We start from the raw sequence: 18,206 nt of genomic DNA on the forward strand, positions 1-18,206 counted from the left end.
CTAAAATAACCGATGAGGCCGACAGCTCCAGCGCCCGGCGCATGATTTCGCGGGGATAGGCCGGGGCGTGATCGACCGTGCCGTAGTTCATGATCTCATCGGCAATGAGTTGGTTCTTCTTGTCGAGGAACAGCAGGCGGAACTGCTCACGCGGTTCGTGCGCCAGCGTCACGCGCAGGTACGACAATAGTGCCTGCCAGCTTGAAATGACCGTTGAGCGTTTCAATGGCTCGGCCATCAGCCGGCGCGTCGCTTCGAACATCAGTTGCAGATCGAGCGCGATGTCCGGCGTCATCTTCAGCGACCGGCCCTTGTTGTCGAGCGCGGAGACCTGAAGCATGTCCTCCAGCGGGGCCGACAGCACGGCGGACAGGCTGCCGAAACGGCTCAACAGCGCCTTGGCCAGCGGCTTGACGTCGCGTTGCGGGATGGAGCGAAACAGGAACAGCTCCAGCACTTCGTAATCGGGCAAAACCGATATCCCGCCGCGCCGCGCCCGGTCGCGCAGCCACTGACGATGGCCGCCGTGGTCGGGCAAGGTGGGGTCGCGCAGTGTGGTTTCGCTTCTCGGTGGCTCCCCCTCAGCCATGTCCGCTATCTCAGCTCACCGGTTGGGGGCGGAACTTATCCGAGGCCGTGAAGATTTCCAGCCCGTCCTTCGTCACGCCGATACTGTGTTCGCACTGCGCCGTCAGCGACTTGTCGCGCGTCACGGCGGTCCAGCCGTCATTGAGCACCTTCACCTCCGGACGGCCAAGATTGATCATCGGCTCGACCGTGAAGAACATACCTTCTTCCAGCACCGGGCCGGTGCCCGCGCGGCCAAAGTGCAGGACATTGGGGTTGTCGTGGAAGACCTGCCCCAGACCGTGGCCGCAGAAGTCGCGCACGACGCTGCACCGCTGGGCTTCAGCGCATTTCTGAATGGCGTGGGCGATGTCGCCGAAGGTGTTGCCGGGCTTGATCTGCGCCAGCCCCAGATGCAGCGACTCATAGGTCACATCGACCAGACGCCGGGCCTTGGCATTGACATTGCCGACCTCATACATGCGCGAGGTATCGCCATGCCAGCCATCAATAATGGCGGTGACGTCAATATTGACGATATCGCCGTCTTTCAACGTCTTGGCTTCGGACGGGATGCCGTGACAGACGACGTGGTTGGGCGAAATACACACGGTGTGCATATAGCCGCGATAGAAGACGCAGGCCGGCAGCGCGCCGTGGTCGAAGATAAATTCCCGCGCCAGATCATCGAGATAGGAGGTCTTCACGCCGGGCACCACATAGGGGATCAGCATGTCGAGGCAGTCGGCGGCGACCTTGCCGGCGCGGCGCATACCTTCAAAGCCTTCGGGCCCGTGGATTTTGATACGGTCGGTGCGGGTGATGTAATCGCTATCTGTGGTCATGGTGGCAATATAGTCATTTGATGACGCCAAAGCCAGACTAAAGCGCAAGGCCTTTGAGACTGGCGGCGTGAAGGAGCGCCAGGATCAGAATACCGCTAGGCGTGACTTCGTAGAAAATCACGTGACGCCCGTGTTCGTGGCGGCGTACACCTTCGGCGACCGCGTTTGCCTGCCGCCCCATGCCGGGATTTTCAGCCAGCAGGTCCAAACAGAGCCTCAGGTCGTGCTGATAGCGTTCGGCCTGTGCGAGGCCAAACCGCTCGATCGTGTAAATGAATATGTCGAGCAGGTCGCCTTCGGCGCGGGCCGACAGCCGGTAATCAGCCACGTCCAAAGTCCTGACGGGCGGCGGTACGGCGTTTGGCCTCGGCAAAAATGTCGGCCACCGTGCGCTCGGAAGGTGCGGTCGTGCGCGCCTCGTCAATAATCTGCCGCAGATCGTCCAAGGTCAGTCCTTGAGCGCGCCGTTCCCGGTCGCGGCGCACCAGATCGCGGACATAGTCGCTGGAACTGGCATATTCGCCGTTGCGCGTCAGCTCTTCGATCCAGTCCTTCATCTGATCGGGCAGGGAAACGGTCATGGTCGCCATCAAAACACCTCTCTCCCCAGCCTATATCAAGTAAGCAAAATTCACAAATATTCATAAAACGGACGTTCGCTGGCGAAGACGCGCACCGCTCTGTCCACGTTAAATCGTTAACCTATTATTGACCTTTGGCTGGGGCGCCTCAAATATGAAAGTGCCGGATCGGGTACTGATTCGGGCTGTGGGAGTAGGGTTATGTCGAACGCGCGTATTCTGGTTTTTGGCAACGAAAAGGGCGGGGCGGGGAAGTCCACCGTCGCCATGCACGTGGCGGCAGCCTTGCTGCATCAGGGCAAGCGCGTCGCCATTATCGACCTCGACCTGCGGCAGCGTTCGCTGGCGCACTTTTTCGAGAACCGCAAAAAGTGGGCGGCGGCCAATGAAAAGATCCTGCCGCACGCGTTCGAGCCGTTTCTGCACAAAAACCCGGCCGAGCTGGTCAAGGTGGCAGATGCCGAGGCCAAGGCCGCCTTTGACCGCGCGCTCAGCGAAGCGATCGACGTGGCCGACTATGTGATCATCGACACGCCGGGCGGCGACAGCTTCCTTTCGCGCCGTGCCCACGCGGTGGCACACGTCATCATCACGCCGATGAACGACAGCTTTATCGACTTTGACCTGCTGGGGCAGGTCGATCCGGTGACGCTCGACGTCAAACGCCCGTCCATCTACGCCGAAACCGTGTGGAATTCGCGCAAGGTACGCGCCACCTGGGACGGCAAGACCATCGACTGGATCGTGCTGCGCAACCGCCTCGCCACCAATCAGGCACGCAATGCCAAACGTATCGACGACCGGCTTCAGGCGCTGGGCAAGCGGATCGGCTTCCGCGTTGCGGCTGGTCTGCGCGACCGCGTGCTGTACCGCGAACTGTTCCCATTCGGGTTAACGGTGCTCGACCTCAGCGAGGAGATCAAGCCCGTGGCCGTGTCCATGGCACACGTGTCGGCACGTGCCGAAATCCGTGCCGTCATGCTGGCGCTCGACCTCGAAAACGCGGCAGCGGTGTCGGAACAGTTGACGGAACTGGGGCCTCAGCTAGAAACGGACGAGGACGATTTCGAAGCGGCGGAGTAATTCTGCCCCCGTCCGGGACAACGCCCTGTGTATCTGATCATTGCCGCCGCTGCCGCCTTTGCCCTGCTGGTCTGGGTCGGACGTCAGTCGCGTCTGGGGAAGCTCAAACCCGGTCCGTGGATCAGGCAAAAGCGCGCCCTGATCGCCGTAGGGGCCGTGGCCGTGGCCATGGCGGGTGTCGTTTGCGTGGCGCGAGGACAATATATTCTGGCCAGCATTCTGGTGTCCATCGCCTTTGCCATGGCGGGCGGGGCGCGGTATCGCCGTGAGCCCAGACCGACGGGGGCGTGGACACAGGCCGAGATCGAGGCCTATCGCACGCTGGGGCTGGAGGTCGGGGCGGATCGCCGCGCCATCGTCAAGGCATGGAAACAGCGTATGAAGGCGGCACACCCGGATCAGGGCGGCTCGGATGCGTTGGCGGCAAAACTCAATGCCGCGCGGGACACGTTATTGAAGCAAAAATAGCTTCAGCACAGCCGTAAACCTTACGACTTCACCACCATGCAATCGAGACGCTTGGCTTCGATGGCCTTGCAGGCCTTTTGCGCCTCGGCCTTGGTCATGTCGATAAAGCGCGTGCGATAGCGGCCAGCGTCGTTTTCCGACACGTCGGTTTCAAACCCTTTGAGGGTCGGGAAGCGCTTCTTGATGTCCTTGGCCCAGTCGGCGGCCAGCGACTTCTGCTTGAAGGCCCCGACCTGCACCGCCCAGATGGCGTCCGGGTCTTTTTTCTTCTTTTTGGCGGCGGCGGTGGTCGAGGTCTTTCTGGCCGCGGCCTTGTCCTCTGCGGCCTTTTCGGCCTTGCTGAGCGCGGCCACCACGGCCGGGGCCTTGGCGGTGCCGGAAAGGCGCTGGACCGTGGTGCCGTCTTCGTCGTCCTGCGCGTCAAGGGCGGCCATCAGGGCGTTGGAATCGCCCACCACCTGATATTTGGGGGCCATGGCGCTGCGGAATTCGTTCTGGGCCACAACGATCTGCTCACCTTTTTCACGGCGGGCAAAGACGTCAAAGCCGGTGTTCATCAGCGTGCTGACGTGTTCGCGGCGCTGCGCCTTGTTCGAGCCGCCCAACATGACGGCGATCAGGCGATGATTGCCCTTGCGCTGCGAGGCGACAAGGTTGTAGCCGGCGGCATTGATAAAGCCGGTCTTCATGCCATCGACGCCGGGATAGGCCAGCAGCGGATTGTGGTTCGAATAGGTGCGGCCATTGAATTGCACCGACCGCACGTGGAAATATTCGTAATATTGCGGGAAGTCGCGCATGACTGCGCGCGCCAGAACCGCGAAGTCGCGCGCCGAAGAGACCTGACGCGAATCGGGCAGGCCCGAGGCATTGACGAAGTTGGAGCGCGTCATGCCCAGTTCCTGTGCCTTGATGGTCATCAGGGCGGCGAAGCGCTGCTCCGAGCCGCCGATATGCTCACCGAGCGCGGCGGCGAGATCGTTGGCGGAATAGGCGGCGATCAGGCGCATGGCCATATCGACCGTGATGGTATCACCGGCTTTCAGACCCGACTTGGTGGGCGGCATGGAGGCGGCGTGGGCGGAGAGGGTGATGACGTCATCAGGCTTGAGGCGGCCCTGCGCCATCTCCTCGAACGCCATGTACAGCGTCATGATCTTGGTCAGGGAGGCGGGGTAGCGCGGCGAATCGGCGCGCATGGCGTAAAAGACCTCACCCGACTGCGCATCGACCACGATGGCCGCATAGCGGTCGCTGGCGGCCGGGTCCTGAGCGCGGGCGGGCGATACGACCAGCACGCCAATCAGCGCCAGAGCCGTAGCGGTCGTTGCCAGCATGGCCCGCAAATTGACCGCTTTCGCCGCGACCCTGACCGGGTTCCGTGTCGGGGCCGTGTGAGACATTTTCTGACGCATTCGCATATCCCGCTTTTACGCTGCTACTGACTGAACGGCGACAAAACGCCGCAAGGGGAGGTATTTTGGATGCCCGCGCCACCCGGCCAAAAGACAACACCTGCCTTAGTCCGAACGCGAAGGTGACATAAGACCATGGAAAACCAAGCCTGTCAGCCTCAATTCATTCATCCTTAATCAGAACGCCCGATTTCCTTACCAGTGTCTTACAAGAGCGTGCATTTTTGGCCAAAATGCGCCCGGATTCGTCCGCAGGGTGAGGAAACCACATCACAATCGTGTTAGGCTTTTGTGCGCTGCACAATATTTATTGACCTCATGCTGCATATGCGTTATACACAGGGTCATTACGGGCAACGCCTCACCTGCGACGCGCATGGCCCGGTTTGCGGAAACCCCGCCTAACCCTGAGTGGAGAGACTGCCATGGTGGATACCGAAACCTACAAGGCGACCGTCGAAAAAATGACCGTTGCGTCCAACCAAGCCTTCAAGGACGGCGTTGAAAAGACGCTCGGCGCCCTGAACGAAGTCAACACCCTGTCGAAGGCCAATGTTGAGGCCGTCGTCGAAAGCCTGACCGCCGCCACCAAGGGCGCGGAAACGGTCGGCGCGCAGGCCGCGGCCTACACCAAGAAGAGCTGGGAAGAGGCCGTTACGGCTGCCAAGACCCTGTCTTCGGCCAAGTCGGTGCAGGAAGTGATCGAGCTTCAGTCGTCCTACGCCAAGTCGGCGCTCGAAGCCTATGTGTCGGAAATGAACGCCCTGACCGAGACCCTGTCGGCCTCGTTCAAGGACACCTTTAAGCCGCTGAACGCGCGCATGACGGCGACCGTCGAAAAGTTCCAGTCCTACCGTTAATCGACGGTACGGTCTGAAAAAGATTAATCCCCGCAGGCAACTGCGGGGATTTTTTTTGGACACGAAAGGAATTTGGCCACGAAAAACACGAAAAGCTGTAAAAGGCTGCGGGGCTAGATGCGCCGAGGCGGCGCTGTCAGTTTTTGCGGCAACAGTATGTCGGGCGTTTCACGCAACGTATCTGTGGTCTGAGGTTCGTGTTTTTCGTGTTTTTAGTGGCTAATTCTCTTTGCCCGCCCAGCCCATGCCTTGCGCCGGGCCGTCGGTTGGGCGCAGGGGTTTGCTCATGAAGATCACATCCAGCCAGCGGTCGAACTTATAGCCGGCCTTGGGCAGCTTGCCCGTATGTTCAAAGCCTGCCTGTTCATGCAGGCGGATCGAGCCCGTGTTTTCGGCGTCACCGATCACGGCGTACATGGCGTAGAAGCCGGCCTCGGTCGAAGCCGCTATCAGGGCGCTGAGCAGGGCCTTGCCCACGCCCTTGCCCTTGTGCGCGGGGTGGACATAGATGCTGTCCTCGACCCCGTAGCGATAGGCGATGCGTGCCCGAAACGGCGAGGCATAGGCATAGCCGATGACGCTATCGCCTTCAGTCGCCACCAGATAGGGCAGGTTCATGCCCCGCAATTCCTGCCAACGCGCCCGCATGGCGTCCTCGCCCGGCGGTACGATATCGAAGGTGCCGGTGCCGTTCAGCACCCCGTCCTTATAGATTTCGGCTATGGCGGCGAAGTCGGTGACCTGAACTTTACGGATTTCGGGCATGGGAAGCTCTAACAGAACAGTCGGTTTCTCCTCCCTGTGCCGAAGGCATGGGGAGGTGTCAGGACGCGAAGCGGATTGACGGAGGGGGATGACTCAGGCCTTTCCTCAAACGCGATATCTGACGAGATATCTGGTTCAAGGACTCAGTCTGCAACGCCTTCGGAGGTATCCCCCTCCGTCATTTTCGCTATCGCTCAAATGCCACCTCCCCACGGCAAAGCCGCAGGGAGGAGAGCAGGTTTACGCAGGCTTGGTCCAGCCCTTGTCCAGCGCCCAGATGGCGAAGGCGTAGTTGAGCGCGGTTTCCTTAAGGCGATCAAAACGCCCCGAAGCCCCGCCGTGCCCAGCCTCCATATTGATCTTGAGCAGGATGGGCGAACCCGACGTGGTGTATTCGCGCAGCTTGGAAGCCCACTTCATCGGCTCCCAGTAGGTGACGCGCGGATCGGACAGGCCGCCCGTGGCCAGAACTGGCGGATAGGCCTTGGCCGTCACATTGTCATAGGGCGAATAGGAGGCGATATATTCGTAAGCCGCTTTATCCTCCAGCGGGTTACCCCATTCCGGCCATTCGGGTGGCGTGAGCGGCAGAGAGGTGTCGCTCATGGTGTTGAGCACATCGACGAACGGTACCTGACCGATCACGCCGCCCCACAGGTCCGGCCGCAGATTGGCAATGGCCCCCATCAGCATACCGCCGGCCGAACCGCCCTGCGCCACGATGCGGCCCTTGGCGCCATAGCCATTGGCGATCAGATGCTCCGCCGCGGCAATAAAGTCGGTAAAGGTGTTCTTTTTCTTGAACTTTCGACCTTCGAGGAACCAGTTGTAGCCCTTTTCCGTGCCGCCGCGGATATGTGCAATGGCGTAGATAAAGCCGCGATTGACGAGGCTGAGGGTCGAAACCGAGAAGGTCGGCTCCATCGAAATGCCGTAGGAGCCGTAGCCGTAGAGCAGCAGGGGCGCCGAGCCGTCCAGCCTGGTATCCTTTTTCATCAGCACCGTCACCGGCACCTCTGCCCCATCCGACGCCTTGGCATAAAGACGCTTGGCGACATAGTCGGCGGGGTTGTGGCCCGACGGCACGACCTGCGTCTTGCGCAGCACCCGTTCCTTGGTCGCCATGTCGTAATCATAGGTCTGGGCCGGGGTGGTCGGTGAGGTATAGGTGTAGCGCATCACCGTCGTGTCGTATTCCATCGACCCGCCCAGACCCAGCGCATAGGCCTCTTCTTTCACCGCGATCTCGTGCTCGCTGAGGTCGGCCTTTTTGGTGATGACGATGCGCGAATTGGCGTTTTCGCGTTCGGTACGCACCATGTGGCCCTTGAACAGGCCAAAACCGGTGACGTAGATGCCCGGACGGTGCGCGATCCACGGCTTCCATGTTGAGCGCGCCGGGACGGCCGCGGTTGAGGTCATGATCTGGAAATCGACCGCGCCGTCGGCATTGGTCAGGATAACAAAGCGATCGTCCCAGTGATCGACGCTGTATTGCACGCCCGTTTGACGCGCCTCAACGACCACGGGGGCAGCGGTCGGCGTTTTGGCCGGGATCAGACGCGCCTCCGAGGTTTCGTGGTCATTGATGCTGATCAGGATGAATTGCTCATCCGAGGTCAGGCCAACGCCCATGAAGAAGCCGGGATCGGTTTCCTCATAGACCAGCACGTCCTCACCACCCTTGGCCGGGCGGCGGTAGAGTTTGGACGGGCGACCATTATCGTCGCGGAAGGTCCAGAAGATATATTGCGAGTCCGGTGTGAAGACGAAATCGCCCGTGGCGCTTTCGACCGGCTTGCCCAACACTTGCCCCGTGGCGATGTCCTTGACGTATATCTTATAGACCTCAGAGCCTTGCGTGTCCTCGGCCCAGGCATAGAGCTTATGATCGGGGCTGTGGGTCGTGGTGGCCGTTGAATAATATTCGTGGCCCTTGGCTGCGGCGTCTTCGTCCAGCAGGATTTGCTCATCGGCCGGGATTTTGGCGAAGGGCACGGTTTCGCTGCTGATCTTGTCCTTGCTGCGCGGCTTGCGGGCATTGATTGGGTGCTGACCGCCGATATTGTAGCGGACATAATATTCCCACTGGCCATCGGGCGCAGGCACCGACGAATCGTCTTCCTTGATGCGGCCCTTGATCTCTTCGAAAATGGTCGTCTGAAGCGCCTCGGTCGGCTTGAGCAGGGCCTTGGTATAGGCGTTTTCTTCGATCAGTTGCGCCTTGACGTCGGCCTTGATGGCGGCGGGATCACGCAGTACGGCCTGCCAGTTGTCATCCTTCATCCAGAAATAGTCGTCGGTGCGCTTGAAGCCCAGTTGCTCGATCGTGTGCGGCTTCTTCAGGGGCTTGGGGGCGGGGGTTTTGGACATCAGACTCTCTGCGGCGAAGACGGAGGAAGGGGCAGCCACCAGACCGGCATGGAGGGCCACGGTGGCCCCGGTGCTATAATTCAGGAAATTTCGGCGATTGAGGCCACGAACCGGCGGGTTTTTCATAGGGGCACCTTTGACAAATTGCATTCGGGACGCAAGGATGAATTGGGTAAGAGGTTGATACGATCCACCACCGGACGTCAACTTACGCCTTGTTTATTTGTGACGGTGCTTTGGGCATGGTTTTGGCCCATTTGGGGGGTAAGACATAGGACATGGATGCTGACCTGACCCTCGACCTGATCGAAGCCACCGTTCAGATTGACCAGCCGGTCAATGATCAGAAGCGCATGGTGGGTACAGGCTTCCTTGTGTCCGTTCCGCGCGAAGGGGCCGCCCCCGAAGTGGTGCTGGTCACCGCCGCCCACGTCTTTGAGCGTATGCCGCAGAACGAAGTGCGTATCGGCTGGCGCGTTAAGGCCGCCAATGGCACCTGGCAATATAGCCCCACCCGCATCCCCATCCGCACCGATGCCGGGCCTCTGTGGACGCAAAACCCCAAGCAGGACATTGCCGTCATCGCCGTTCAGGTGCCACCGTCCTATAAGGACAAGGCCATCCCTTTGAGCTGGCTGGCCGATGAGCGCTCGTTCGATCAGTGGCACGTCTCGCCCGGCGACGAGATGATGACGCTCGGCTATCCGCACGGCTATTCGGCTAATACGATCGGTTTTCCCATCCTGCGCGCTGGTCGGCTGGCCTCCTATCCGGTGGGGCCGGTATCGAGCTTCCCGACCTTTCTGATCGACCTGACGGCCATTCCGGGCAATTCCGGCGGGCCGGTGTTTATGACCGAACATACCGAGCGCGCGCCGGGGGCCGATGCGCCCAGGGCGACTCTGGTGTCCGGTATCCTGACCAAGCAGGTGGAGGTCAATGCCCAGCGTCTTGAGCTGGGCCTTGTCACCCATGCCGTCTTTGTGCGCCAGACCATCGAGCAGTTGTTCGTCGCGCGGGGGCAGGCCCCCGGCGTCAAGGTCGGCGTCACCTCATCGGCTGCGCCGCCGCCGGTGGTGGTTGTGCCGAAAAAGCTCTCCCCCAGAGAGGCCGCCGGCGCGGCAGCGGCCGGACAATCCAAAAGCAAGCCCTGAGCCTCAGAGACCCTCGGACAGGGTCTCCAGCGAGGCCGCTCCGGCGGTGATGGCGGTGTGAAGGGCCTGCGCGTGCGACAGGATGTGCGCCGCATAGAGCTTCCACAGTTCGACCTTGGCATTCAGCCATGCCGGATCGCCGTCGTTGGCTTTGAGACGCGCCGTCGCTTCGACCGCGCCGCGCAGCAGGACGTAACCGCCGACTACGTCGCCGGTCAGTTTCAGATAGGCGGTGGCCCCGGCCTGAACGTCTGCCGGTCGGGCTTTCTTCTGCGCCACCAGCCACAGGCTGGCGGCCTCAAATGCCGTCAGGGCGGTTTCAAGCGGTGTGACGGACGCTTTAAGATCGTCACTTAGATCATTGTTTTGAATATAGGATTGGATATCGGCTTTAAGCTCCAGTGCCGAAGCCGCGTCGTCGCCCAGCTTGCGCCCCACAAGGTCGCCGGCCTGAATGCCATTAGTCCCTTCATAGATGGGGGCAATGCGCGCGTCGCGGTAATGCTGGGCCGCGCCGGTCTCTTCGATAAAGCCCATGCCGCCGTGCACCTGCACTCCGGCTGAGGCCACTTCGACACCGATATCGGTCGCCCACGCCTTAGCGACGGGGACCAGAAAATCCTCACGGCGCTTCACGCGGGCGTCGGCGTTCAGGCGATAGTCGTCGGCGGCTATGGCCGTCAGCAGGCAGATGCCGCGGGCCGCTTCGATCTTCGCCTTGGACAGGGCCAGCATCAGGCGCACATCCGGGTGATCGAAGATCGGGGCCTTCTTCTCGCCGGTGAGAACCGAATTGCCCTGACGACGATCATGCGCATAGGCCAGCGCCTGCTGATAGGCGCGCTCGGCAATGCCCACGCCCTGTACGCCGACGGCCAGACGCGCGGCGTTCATCATGGTGAACATGGCCATCAGCCCCTGATGCGGCTGCCCGACCAGTTCGGCCTTCGCGCCCTCAAACGCCATGACGCAGGTGGGCGAGGCGTGGATGCCCAGCTTGTGTTCCAGACCGACGGCGCGCAGCGCATTGCGTTCGCCCAGAGAGCCGTCGTCATTGACGAGGTATTTCGGGCATAAAAACAGAGAGATACCGCGCGTCCCTTCAGGTGCGCCGGGAAGTCGCGCCAGCACCAGATGCAGGATATTGTCGCGCGTTTCGTGATCACCCCAGGTGATATAGATTTTCTGCCCGGTCAGGCGGTAGGCATCGCCGTCGGGCACGGCCTGACTGGTGAGAAGCGCCAGATCGGAGCCCGCTTGCGGCTCGGTCAGGTTCATGGTGCCCGACCATTCCCCGCTGGTCAGATACGGCAGATAGAGCGCCTTCTGACGCTCGGTGCCGTGGTGGTGCAAAGCCTCAATCGCCGCCTGCGACAGGGTGGGATAGAGGGCAAAGGCCATATTGGCGGCGTGGAACATCTCATAGGCCGCCATTTCCAGCGCCTTGGGCATGGCCTGCCCGCCGTGTTCCGCCGGGGCGCCCAGACCGGCCCAGCCGCCTTCGGCAAAGGCGGAAACGGCCTCGGCAAAGCCGGGGGCGACGGTGACCTTATCGTTTTCGAGCTTCGCGCCGTGCGTATCGCCAACGCGGTTGAGCGGGGCCAGCACCTCTTCGGACAACTGCCCGGCGGCGTCGAGAATCGCATCCAGCAGATCGCCGTCGAAATCGGGATAGGCGGAACTCTGGTACAGGCGCTCAATGCCCGTTACCGCCGTCAGGCTGAACTTGAGATCCGCGAGCGGGGCACGGTAGGTCATGGGGTTTCCTCAGCTTTTATTCTACTGATTTCCTGATGACGCATGACGTGGCGGCAGGGAAATTCACAGTTCCGTGAACTTCCCTTAGGTCACAAGAGAAAAAGTACAGGAAAACAGGGTGGGGCTTGATATGTAATTTTGTTAGTTACATATAGTCGTTGATTTTGCACGCCGCATTGGCATAGTGTTTCGCAACCCACATCTGAGGAGTCGTTCCATGACGCCCGCCACCTATCACCGCGCCTCGCGCTACCTGCATTGGGCCATGGCCGCCCTGATCTTTTACATGGTCTTTCTGGGCTGGACGCTGGAGGACAAGGATGGGGGCCTGTTCTCACGCTATCAGATGCACAAGTCGGTGGGCTTCCTGATCCTCTTGCTGACCTTTGTGCGCATCGGTCTGCGTGTGGCCTATAAGGCCCCGCCGGAGATCGAGGGACCCAAATGGCAGATGGCGGCGGCGAAGGCCGTGCATATCGGCTTTTATGTGCTGATGATCGGCCTGCCACTGAGCGGCTGGGCGTTGGTGTCAACGGCCAAGGTGCCGGTGCCTACCCTGTGGTTCGGCGTCGTGCCGATCCCGCACCTGCCGCTTGGGCATGAGACGCATGAGGTGTTTGAGGCGCTGCATGGCCTGTTTGCCAAGCTGATCTTCTACGTCCTGATCCCGCTGCACGTCGGCGCGGCGCTTATGCACCATTTCATCCACAAGGACGATACGGTGACGCGCATGTTGCCGGGGCTGGAGCCAAAGCCGACGATCCTGCAAAGCGCGCTGAACGTCCGCTGGCTGGTGCCGGCGGTGGCTGTGGTAGGCGCGTTTGTGCTGGCTACCTTTATGATGCGCGGGGCCAGTGTGCCGGAACCGGCCCCTGTCGCCGCCCCCGAAGCGGTGCAAACGGTGGCCTCAGCCGAAACCGTAGCCGCAGCCAGCGAAGCGGCCTCGTCCACAGAGTCAGCGTCCTCTTCCACAGAGGTGTCCACAGCCGTGCCCGTCTGGACGGTCAGCAAGGCGGCCTCATATATTCATTTCGCCACCACCTTTAACGGTGAGGCCATCAAGGGCGGTTTCGGCGGCTATACGGCGGATATCACCTTCGATCCGCAACGCCTTGATCAGTCGAAGGCGACGGTGGTGATTGATCTGGCCTCGGTCAACAGCGGCGATTCCACCCGCGACGACACGCTGAAAAGTGACAGCTTCTTCAACACGGCCGCCACCCCCAAGGCGACCTTCAAGGCGACGACCTTCACCCAGACGGGGCCGGATAAGTATCTCGCTAAGGGCCGCCTGACCCTGCACGGCCAGACCAAACCGTTCGACCTGCCGTTTACGCTGAAAATCAACGGCAAACAGGCGGTTATGACCGCCACCGCCAAACTTAATCGTCTGGACTACGGGGTGGGTTCCGGCGAATGGACGGCCACCGACGCCGTGCCCAATGCCGTGTCGCTTGATCTCAAGGTCACGGCCACGACGAAATAGGGCTTACGCGCGCGCCGTGGTGTGATATGGCGCGCCATCCTTTTCTCCTCCCTGTCGTGTAGCGATGGGGAGGGGGACCCTCAAGCGCAGCGTAGAGGGTGGAGGGGGATAGCACCTCTGTATCAAGGGCTTCGGGCCTTCCGGCTACTGAATCCCCCCCCCCCTCCGTCGGTCTCGCTTCGCTCGCCGCCACCTCCCTATGCCTGCGGCACAGGGAGGAGAGATAGAGTTATGTCAACTGTTACCGATGCCATTGCCGCGCTGGGACGTGGCGAACTGATCCACTTGCCGACCGAGACGGTCTATGGGCTGGGGGCGCGTGCCGATGATCCCACGGCAGTAGCGAAGGTGTTCGAAGCCAAGGGCCGGCCGCGCTTCAATCCGCTGATCGTGCACGTGGCGTCGCTGGAGGCCGCCGAAGCTATAGGCGTCTTTGACGATCGCGCGCGGGCTCTGGCTCAGGCCTTCTGGCCCGGCCCGCTGACGCTGGTGGTGCCGGTGCGCGATACGCAAAAGGTCTGTGATCTGGCGCGCGCCGGACTCGACAGCGTGGCGATCCGCGTGCCGTCGCATCCGTTGGCGCGCGCCCTTCTCGAAGGCTTTGCGGGCGGCGTGGTGGCCCCTTCGGCCAACCGGTCAGGTCGCCCCAGCCCGACGCGCTTTGCCGATGCGCTTAGCGAAACCGGGGCCTTTGTCGGGGCATCGGTCGATGGCGGTGATTGTCAGGTGGGGCTGGAATCTTCGGTGGTCAGCCTGCTGGGTGAGGTGCGTTACCTGCGCCCCGGGGCCGTGACGCGCGCCGAGGTCGAGGCGGTGGTCGGGCCGCTGGCCGATGACGCCGCCGAAGGGCACCGCTCACCGGGCCGCCTCAGCCTGCATTACGCGCCCGACGCGCCTGTGGATATAAATGTGGAAAATCCGCCCGCCGACTGTGTGTATCTGGCCTTCGGCCCGGTGGATAAGGCTGTGGATTTTGCGGGGACACTCCTCAACCTCAGCCCTACGGGCAAGCTGTCGGAGGCCGCGGCCAACTTGTTCGCCTATCTGCGCGAGGCCGATGCGCATAAGCCCGCCCGTATCTGCGTCGCGCCGATCCCGTCGGAGGGTCTGGGGGAGGCGATCAATGACCGCCTCAAACGTGCGGCGGGGTTTGTCGGGTAGAGCGCCACATTGCTTATAACCACAGATTTCACAGATTACACAGATTGGCGCTTCGGTGCCTGCAATTGCGTTACACCCTCTCTGCCGGATCAGAACCCATCCTAATCTGTGCCATCTGTGTCATCTGTGGTTTCAAAATTTTTCAGGGGTGCTTGCGCGAAAAGGTCCATACCGTCTCTGACGATTGTTCCGGCACAAAGCGATAGCCTTCGGAATCGAAGGCCTTGGCCGCTTGCGGATCGGTAATGCGGTGGTCGATGACGTAGCGCGCCATCAGGCCGCGCGCCTTCTTGGCAAAGAAGGAAATCATCGAGGTCTTGTCGCCCTTGATCTCGAGAAATTTCACCTCAATGACTTTCAGCTTCAACGCCTTGGTCAGGGCGGCGCGGGCATATTCCTGACTGGCCAGATTGAGCACCGTGTCGCTGCCCGTGGCTTTCGCGTCCGCCACGATCTCTTTGGCGATGCGGTCGCCCCAGAAGGCGTAGAGGGTACTGCCCTTGCCCGTTTCCAGACCGGTCCCCATTTCCAGCCGATAGGGCCGGATCAGGTCGAGCGGGCGCAGCAGACCATACAGGCCCGATAATATCCGCACGTGATCCTGCGCAAAGGCCAGCCCGTCGGCATCAAGATCGCGCGCCTTCAGGCCCGTATAGACATCGCCGTCGAACATCAGGGCGGCGGGCAGGGCGGCCTGATCGGCAAACGCTTTGTAGCGCTGATGGTTCAGTTCACCCAGCCTGGCCGAAATATCCATCAGCCGCTGAAGGTCAGCCGGTTTTTTGCCCTTCATGACCTTGAGCAGGCTCTGGGTCTCACGGGTAAAGCGCGGCTCGCTGGTCGGCAGGGGTGGAGAAACCGGCGTTTCGTCCAGGGATTTGGCAGGGGAAAGCAGCAGGATCATGCGGTTTGTTTAACGGCGAATCCCTGCGCTGCAAAGAGGTTTGCGGGCAATGGTGTATTCAATCGTGCGGTGGCGTATCTCTGGCGTCGGTGCGGAATGCCTGTAAAGGTATTTCTCAAATAACGATTTGATAAGGGTAAAATAAAAATGCGCGTTTTTGGCGATTTTTAAAGCGGCTTTCATTGGGTAAAATGTTATATTTCTAAATTTTTAAGGAATTTAACTGCAAATTCCGAACCTTGTTCTGTGTTTAATTAGGCGTAGCGTACCTCACTGTGAGCTAAGGGGCAAAGATGAACGCGGAAAGAGGGCCTTCCGCAACTTACGGCAGCGTGCTTGTGCTCGATTCCGACCGGGATCAGGCGCGTGAAATGGCGCGTCAACTGAGCCGTCAGAACTGGACGTCTGTGCTGTGTTTCAATGAGGTGATGGCGACGCGCACGCTACAGCATAACCGCTTTCAACTGCTGGTGATGGATGGTTATGTCGATGGCGTGGACATGCTGAAAAAGGTCGGCAGCCTCAAAGGCCTGATGCAGGATACGCCGATTGCCCTGATGTCCTTTGTCTGGAAGGGCGCGGGCGCCACTCAAAAGGTCCGCGATCAGGCCTTGCAGGCCGGGGCGGATTTCATGCTGCCGAAACCCGTCGATCCGTCTGAACTGAAAATATTGCTGGCTGAGACGCTCAAGTTTCACCGGGCACGGCAGACGGACTTCCATGTGCTGGTCGTTGATCCGGACGTGCAACTGCGCACCTTTATCGGCATGACCCTGCAACAGGTGGGTTACAGGGTCAGTGTCGCCAACACGATGGAAGACGTGCTGTTTGACCACAATCTGGGTCTGGTCGATGCGGTAATAACCGCGGTGCTCATCCCCGGCATGGGCGGGGTCGAGGGTATCATGCAGTTACGCAAGGACTATCCGCACATCCGCACCCTGGCCATGTCCGAAGGTATCAATGACAAGATTGGCGCCATGCATGTGCTGGCGGCGGCCAAGGATGCCGGGGCGGATGAACTTTTGCCCAAACCGTTCGTCATACCCGAACTTATGACGGCTGTGGCGCGCATGGCCAAGCACCGCATTTAGGCGCGCAACGAAGAGGCCAAGGCCGCTCTGGACCCGACAAAGGTCGGCTGAGCCGGATATTGTTTTCGATTTAAAACAGGACGTGCGGGTTCATGATGCGCCCGCGCTCAAGGAGCGAAGCGTTAGCGCAACAATAAACCGAAGCGCGTATCCGCCTTAGAACAGGACGTGCGGGTTCATGATGCGCCCGCGCTCAAGGAGCGAAGCGTTAGCGCAACAATAAACCGAAGCGCGTATCCGCCTTAGAACAGAACATGTGGGTTCATGATGCGCTTCGGATCGAGCGCCAGACGAATGGCGCGCATGGCTTCGACCGCCGCCGGGTCCTTGTACTGAAGCGCCTCCTGCGTCTTCATGCGCCCCAGACCGTGTTCGGCCGAGATCGAGCCTTCGTATTGATGCACCAGATCGTGCACCACCTTGGCCCCCTGATCGCGCAGGGCGTTAAATTCGGCGGCGTCCATGCCTTCGGGGACGATGACATTAAAGTGCACATTGCCGTCGCCGACGTGGCCAAAGGTGACCAGACGTGCGCCGGGCAGGAAGGCTTCGACCGCCGCCGCGCCCTTTTCGATGTAGTCGGCCATCTGCGACAGGGGCACGGAGACGTCGTGCTTCCACGCCGCGCCCTCGACCTTTTCAGCGGCGGAGTGCTCTTCGCGCAGACGCCAGAAGGCCGCGGCCTGGGTTTCGTTCTGGGCAATGGCCGCATCGACGATCAGCTCTTCTTCAAACGCCGCCGTCAGAAGGCGCTCCATCGCGCCTTCCGCACCGTCGGGGTCGCCGGACGCCACCTCGATCAGGGCGTACCAGGGGTATTCCCCTTCCAGAGGCTCGCGCGTGTCGGGGATGTTTTTCAGCACCAGCGACAGGCCATAGCGGCCCATCAGCTCAAAGGCTTCGACCTGACCGCCGGTTTCCTGCTTGGCGCGCCCCAGCAGGTCGATGGCCTTCTGCGCGGTTTCAAAGCCAACAATGGCCACGCAGCGCGAATTCATCACCGGGAACAGCTTGAGCGAAGCGGCGGTGATGATGCCCAGCGTGCCTTCGGCGCCAATAAACATTTGCTTGAGGTCGTAGCCCGTATTGTCCTTACGCAGGCGCTTGAGGCCATTGAAAATCTCCCCATTGGGCAGGACGACCTCAAGGCCGGAGACCAGATCGCGCGTCACGCCGTAACGCAGGACCGCTGTGCCACCGGCATTGGTGCTGATCACGCCGCCGACCGTCGCCGTGCCCTCAGCCGCCAGTGACAGGGGGAAGAAGCGATTGGCCTTTTCGGCAATCTCCTGCGCCTCAAGGAGGGTGATCCCGGCCTCCAGCACCATGGTGTCATCGGTCGGGGCTACGTCGCGGATGGCGCGCATACGCTCCAGCGACACAAGGATTTCGCCAAACGGAATCTGACCGCCGACCAGTCCCGTATTGCCGCCCTGAGGGGTGATGGCCACGCCGTGGGCGTTGCAGATTTTCACGACCTGCGACAGTTCTTCGGTGGTCTTCGGCAGGACCAGCAGCGGCGTGTGGCCCTTCCACTTGCCGCGCCATTCGGTCAGCTTGGCCGTCACGCGCAGTTCGTCGTCAGACCAGCCAGCCTCACCAACCGCGGCCTTGATCTCAGCGATCACTTCGGGCGCGACGGGAGGGCATTGGGCGAAATCACTGGCGGCGTCGGACATGCTGTATTACCTG

The 18,206-nt window shown here is 61.0% G+C and carries 17 protein-coding genes; 7 read left to right on the forward strand and 10 right to left on the reverse strand.

Annotation, left to right across the window (positions count from 1 at the left end; genetic code table 11):
- The 4 genes from ACK8OE_RS09790 to ACK8OE_RS09805 all read right to left on the reverse strand — a co-directional run.
- Positions 1-589: RadC family protein (locus tag ACK8OE_RS09790; RefSeq protein WP_410272386.1), on the reverse strand; the 589-nt coding region annotated here is incomplete at its 3' end.
- A gap of 10 nt (positions 590-599) precedes the next feature.
- A complete protein-coding gene (map, locus tag ACK8OE_RS09795; RefSeq protein WP_410272387.1) occupies positions 600-1,412 on the reverse strand; it encodes a type I methionyl aminopeptidase in 813 nt (270 codons plus the stop codon).
- A 37-nt stretch (positions 1,413-1,449) separates the two neighbouring features.
- Positions 1,450-1,740, reverse strand: coding sequence for a type II toxin-antitoxin system RelE/ParE family toxin (locus ACK8OE_RS09800; protein WP_410272388.1), 291 nt, complete (start codon positions 1,738-1,740; stop codon positions 1,450-1,452).
- Positions 1,733-2,002, reverse strand: a complete 270-nt coding sequence (locus tag ACK8OE_RS09805) for a type II toxin-antitoxin system ParD family antitoxin (RefSeq protein ID WP_410272389.1) — start codon at positions 2,000-2,002, stop codon at positions 1,733-1,735. Before ACK8OE_RS09805 ends, ACK8OE_RS09800 begins: the two co-directional genes overlap by 8 nt.
- A 192-nt stretch (positions 2,003-2,194) precedes the next feature.
- On the opposite strand from ACK8OE_RS09805, the gene ACK8OE_RS09810 reads away from it, so the two are divergent.
- The gene (locus tag ACK8OE_RS09810; RefSeq protein WP_410272390.1) at positions 2,195-3,076 is read left to right on the forward strand and encodes a division plane positioning ATPase MipZ; all 882 of its coding nucleotides are present in this window, start codon (positions 2,195-2,197) and stop codon (positions 3,074-3,076) included.
- A 27-nt stretch (positions 3,077-3,103) separates the two neighbouring features.
- Complete coding sequence (locus ACK8OE_RS09815; protein WP_410272391.1) at positions 3,104-3,544, forward strand: molecular chaperone DnaJ; 441 nt, start codon at positions 3,104-3,106, stop codon at positions 3,542-3,544.
- A gap of 20 nt (positions 3,545-3,564) precedes the next feature.
- Here the strand turns inward: ACK8OE_RS09815 and ACK8OE_RS09820 are convergent, their stop codons facing one another.
- Positions 3,565-4,959 (reverse strand): D-alanyl-D-alanine carboxypeptidase, encoded by a 1,395-nt coding sequence (locus ACK8OE_RS09820; protein ID WP_410272392.1) that lies wholly within the window; start codon positions 4,957-4,959, stop codon positions 3,565-3,567.
- Positions 4,960-5,384: 425 nt separating this feature from the next.
- On the opposite strand from ACK8OE_RS09820, the gene ACK8OE_RS09825 reads away from it, so the two are divergent.
- A complete protein-coding gene (locus ACK8OE_RS09825) occupies positions 5,385-5,819 on the forward strand; it encodes a phasin family protein (RefSeq protein WP_290796942.1) in 435 nt (144 codons plus the stop codon).
- Between the two features lie 219 nt (positions 5,820-6,038).
- Here ACK8OE_RS09825 and ACK8OE_RS09830 read toward each other — a convergent pair whose 3' ends face one another.
- Both ACK8OE_RS09830 and ACK8OE_RS09835 read right to left on the reverse strand, forming a co-directional pair.
- Complete coding sequence (locus tag ACK8OE_RS09830) at positions 6,039-6,584, reverse strand: GNAT family N-acetyltransferase (RefSeq protein WP_290796939.1); 546 nt, start codon at positions 6,582-6,584, stop codon at positions 6,039-6,041.
- Between the two features lie 240 nt (positions 6,585-6,824).
- Positions 6,825-9,083, reverse strand: a complete 2,259-nt coding sequence (locus tag ACK8OE_RS09835; RefSeq protein WP_410272393.1) for a S9 family peptidase — start codon at positions 9,081-9,083, stop codon at positions 6,825-6,827.
- Between the two features lie 152 nt (positions 9,084-9,235).
- Here ACK8OE_RS09835 and ACK8OE_RS09840 point away from each other — a divergent pair, with 152 nt between their 5' ends.
- A complete protein-coding gene (locus ACK8OE_RS09840) occupies positions 9,236-10,111 on the forward strand; it encodes a trypsin-like serine peptidase (protein WP_410272394.1) in 876 nt (291 codons plus the stop codon).
- Between the two features lie 3 nt (positions 10,112-10,114).
- Here the strand turns inward: ACK8OE_RS09840 and ACK8OE_RS09845 are convergent, their stop codons facing one another.
- Positions 10,115-11,869, reverse strand: a complete 1,755-nt coding sequence (locus ACK8OE_RS09845; RefSeq protein ID WP_410272395.1) for an acyl-CoA dehydrogenase — start codon at positions 11,867-11,869, stop codon at positions 10,115-10,117.
- A gap of 217 nt (positions 11,870-12,086) precedes the next feature.
- Here ACK8OE_RS09845 and ACK8OE_RS09850 point away from each other — a divergent pair, with 217 nt between their 5' ends.
- Positions 12,087-13,355: a YceI family protein gene (locus tag ACK8OE_RS09850; protein WP_410272396.1), complete on the forward strand. Its 1,269-nt coding sequence runs from the start codon at positions 12,087-12,089 to the stop codon at positions 13,353-13,355.
- A gap of 231 nt (positions 13,356-13,586) precedes the next feature.
- Positions 13,587-14,516 carry an L-threonylcarbamoyladenylate synthase gene (locus tag ACK8OE_RS09855; RefSeq protein ID WP_410272397.1) on the forward strand — a complete coding sequence of 310 codons (930 nt, stop codon included), beginning with the start codon at positions 13,587-13,589 and terminating at the stop codon, positions 14,514-14,516.
- 142 nt (positions 14,517-14,658) lie between these two features.
- Here the strand turns inward: ACK8OE_RS09855 and yaaA are convergent, their stop codons facing one another.
- Positions 14,659-15,420: a peroxide stress protein YaaA gene (yaaA, locus tag ACK8OE_RS09860; protein WP_290796921.1), complete on the reverse strand. Its 762-nt coding sequence runs from the start codon at positions 15,418-15,420 to the stop codon at positions 14,659-14,661.
- 293 nt (positions 15,421-15,713) lie between these two features.
- Between yaaA and ACK8OE_RS09865 the strand changes: the two genes are divergently transcribed.
- Entirely contained in the window at positions 15,714-16,514 is an 801-nt protein-coding gene (locus ACK8OE_RS09865; RefSeq protein ID WP_410272398.1) for a response regulator, read from the forward strand.
- A 242-nt stretch (positions 16,515-16,756) separates the two neighbouring features.
- Here ACK8OE_RS09865 and ACK8OE_RS09870 read toward each other — a convergent pair whose 3' ends face one another.
- A complete protein-coding gene (locus ACK8OE_RS09870) occupies positions 16,757-18,193 on the reverse strand; it encodes an FAD-binding oxidoreductase (protein ID WP_410272399.1) in 1,437 nt (478 codons plus the stop codon).
- Positions 18,194-18,206: the final 13 nt, after the last annotated feature.

Origin of the sequence: Asticcacaulis sp. W401b (genome assembly GCF_046503825.1) — a bacterium.
Classification (GTDB): Bacteria; Pseudomonadota; Alphaproteobacteria; order Caulobacterales; family Caulobacteraceae; genus Asticcacaulis.

Bases quoted from the DNA above. Each gene is read 5' to 3' on its own strand.
- yaaA (WP_290796921.1), bottom strand. From the start codon at position 15,420: ATGATCCTGCTGCTTTCCCCTGCCAAATCCCTGGACGAAACGCCGGTT.
- ACK8OE_RS09820 (WP_410272392.1), bottom strand. From the start codon at position 4,959: ATGCGTCAGAAAATGTCTCACACGGCCCCGACACGGAACCCGGTCAGG.
- ACK8OE_RS09850 (WP_410272396.1), top strand. From the start codon at position 12,087: ATGACGCCCGCCACCTATCACCGCGCCTCGCGCTACCTGCATTGGGCC.
- ACK8OE_RS09805 (WP_410272389.1), bottom strand. From the start codon at position 2,002: ATGGCGACCATGACCGTTTCCCTGCCCGATCAGATGAAGGACTGGATC.
- ACK8OE_RS09840 (WP_410272394.1), top strand. From the start codon at position 9,236: ATGGATGCTGACCTGACCCTCGACCTGATCGAAGCCACCGTTCAGATT.
- ACK8OE_RS09835 (WP_410272393.1), bottom strand. From the start codon at position 9,083: ATGAAAAACCCGCCGGTTCGTGGCCTCAATCGCCGAAATTTCCTGAAT.
- map (WP_410272387.1), bottom strand. From the start codon at position 1,412: ATGACCACAGATAGCGATTACATCACCCGCACCGACCGTATCAAAATC.
- ACK8OE_RS09865 (WP_410272398.1), top strand. From the start codon at position 15,714: ATGAACGCGGAAAGAGGGCCTTCCGCAACTTACGGCAGCGTGCTTGTG.
- ACK8OE_RS09870 (WP_410272399.1), bottom strand. From the start codon at position 18,193: ATGTCCGACGCCGCCAGTGATTTCGCCCAATGCCCTCCCGTCGCGCCC.
- ACK8OE_RS09825 (WP_290796942.1), top strand. From the start codon at position 5,385: ATGGTGGATACCGAAACCTACAAGGCGACCGTCGAAAAAATGACCGTT.
- ACK8OE_RS09830 (WP_290796939.1), bottom strand. From the start codon at position 6,584: ATGCCCGAAATCCGTAAAGTTCAGGTCACCGACTTCGCCGCCATAGCC.
- ACK8OE_RS09855 (WP_410272397.1), top strand. From the start codon at position 13,587: ATGTCAACTGTTACCGATGCCATTGCCGCGCTGGGACGTGGCGAACTG.
- ACK8OE_RS09810 (WP_410272390.1), top strand. From the start codon at position 2,195: ATGTCGAACGCGCGTATTCTGGTTTTTGGCAACGAAAAGGGCGGGGCG.
- ACK8OE_RS09845 (WP_410272395.1), bottom strand. From the start codon at position 11,869: ATGACCTACCGTGCCCCGCTCGCGGATCTCAAGTTCAGCCTGACGGCG.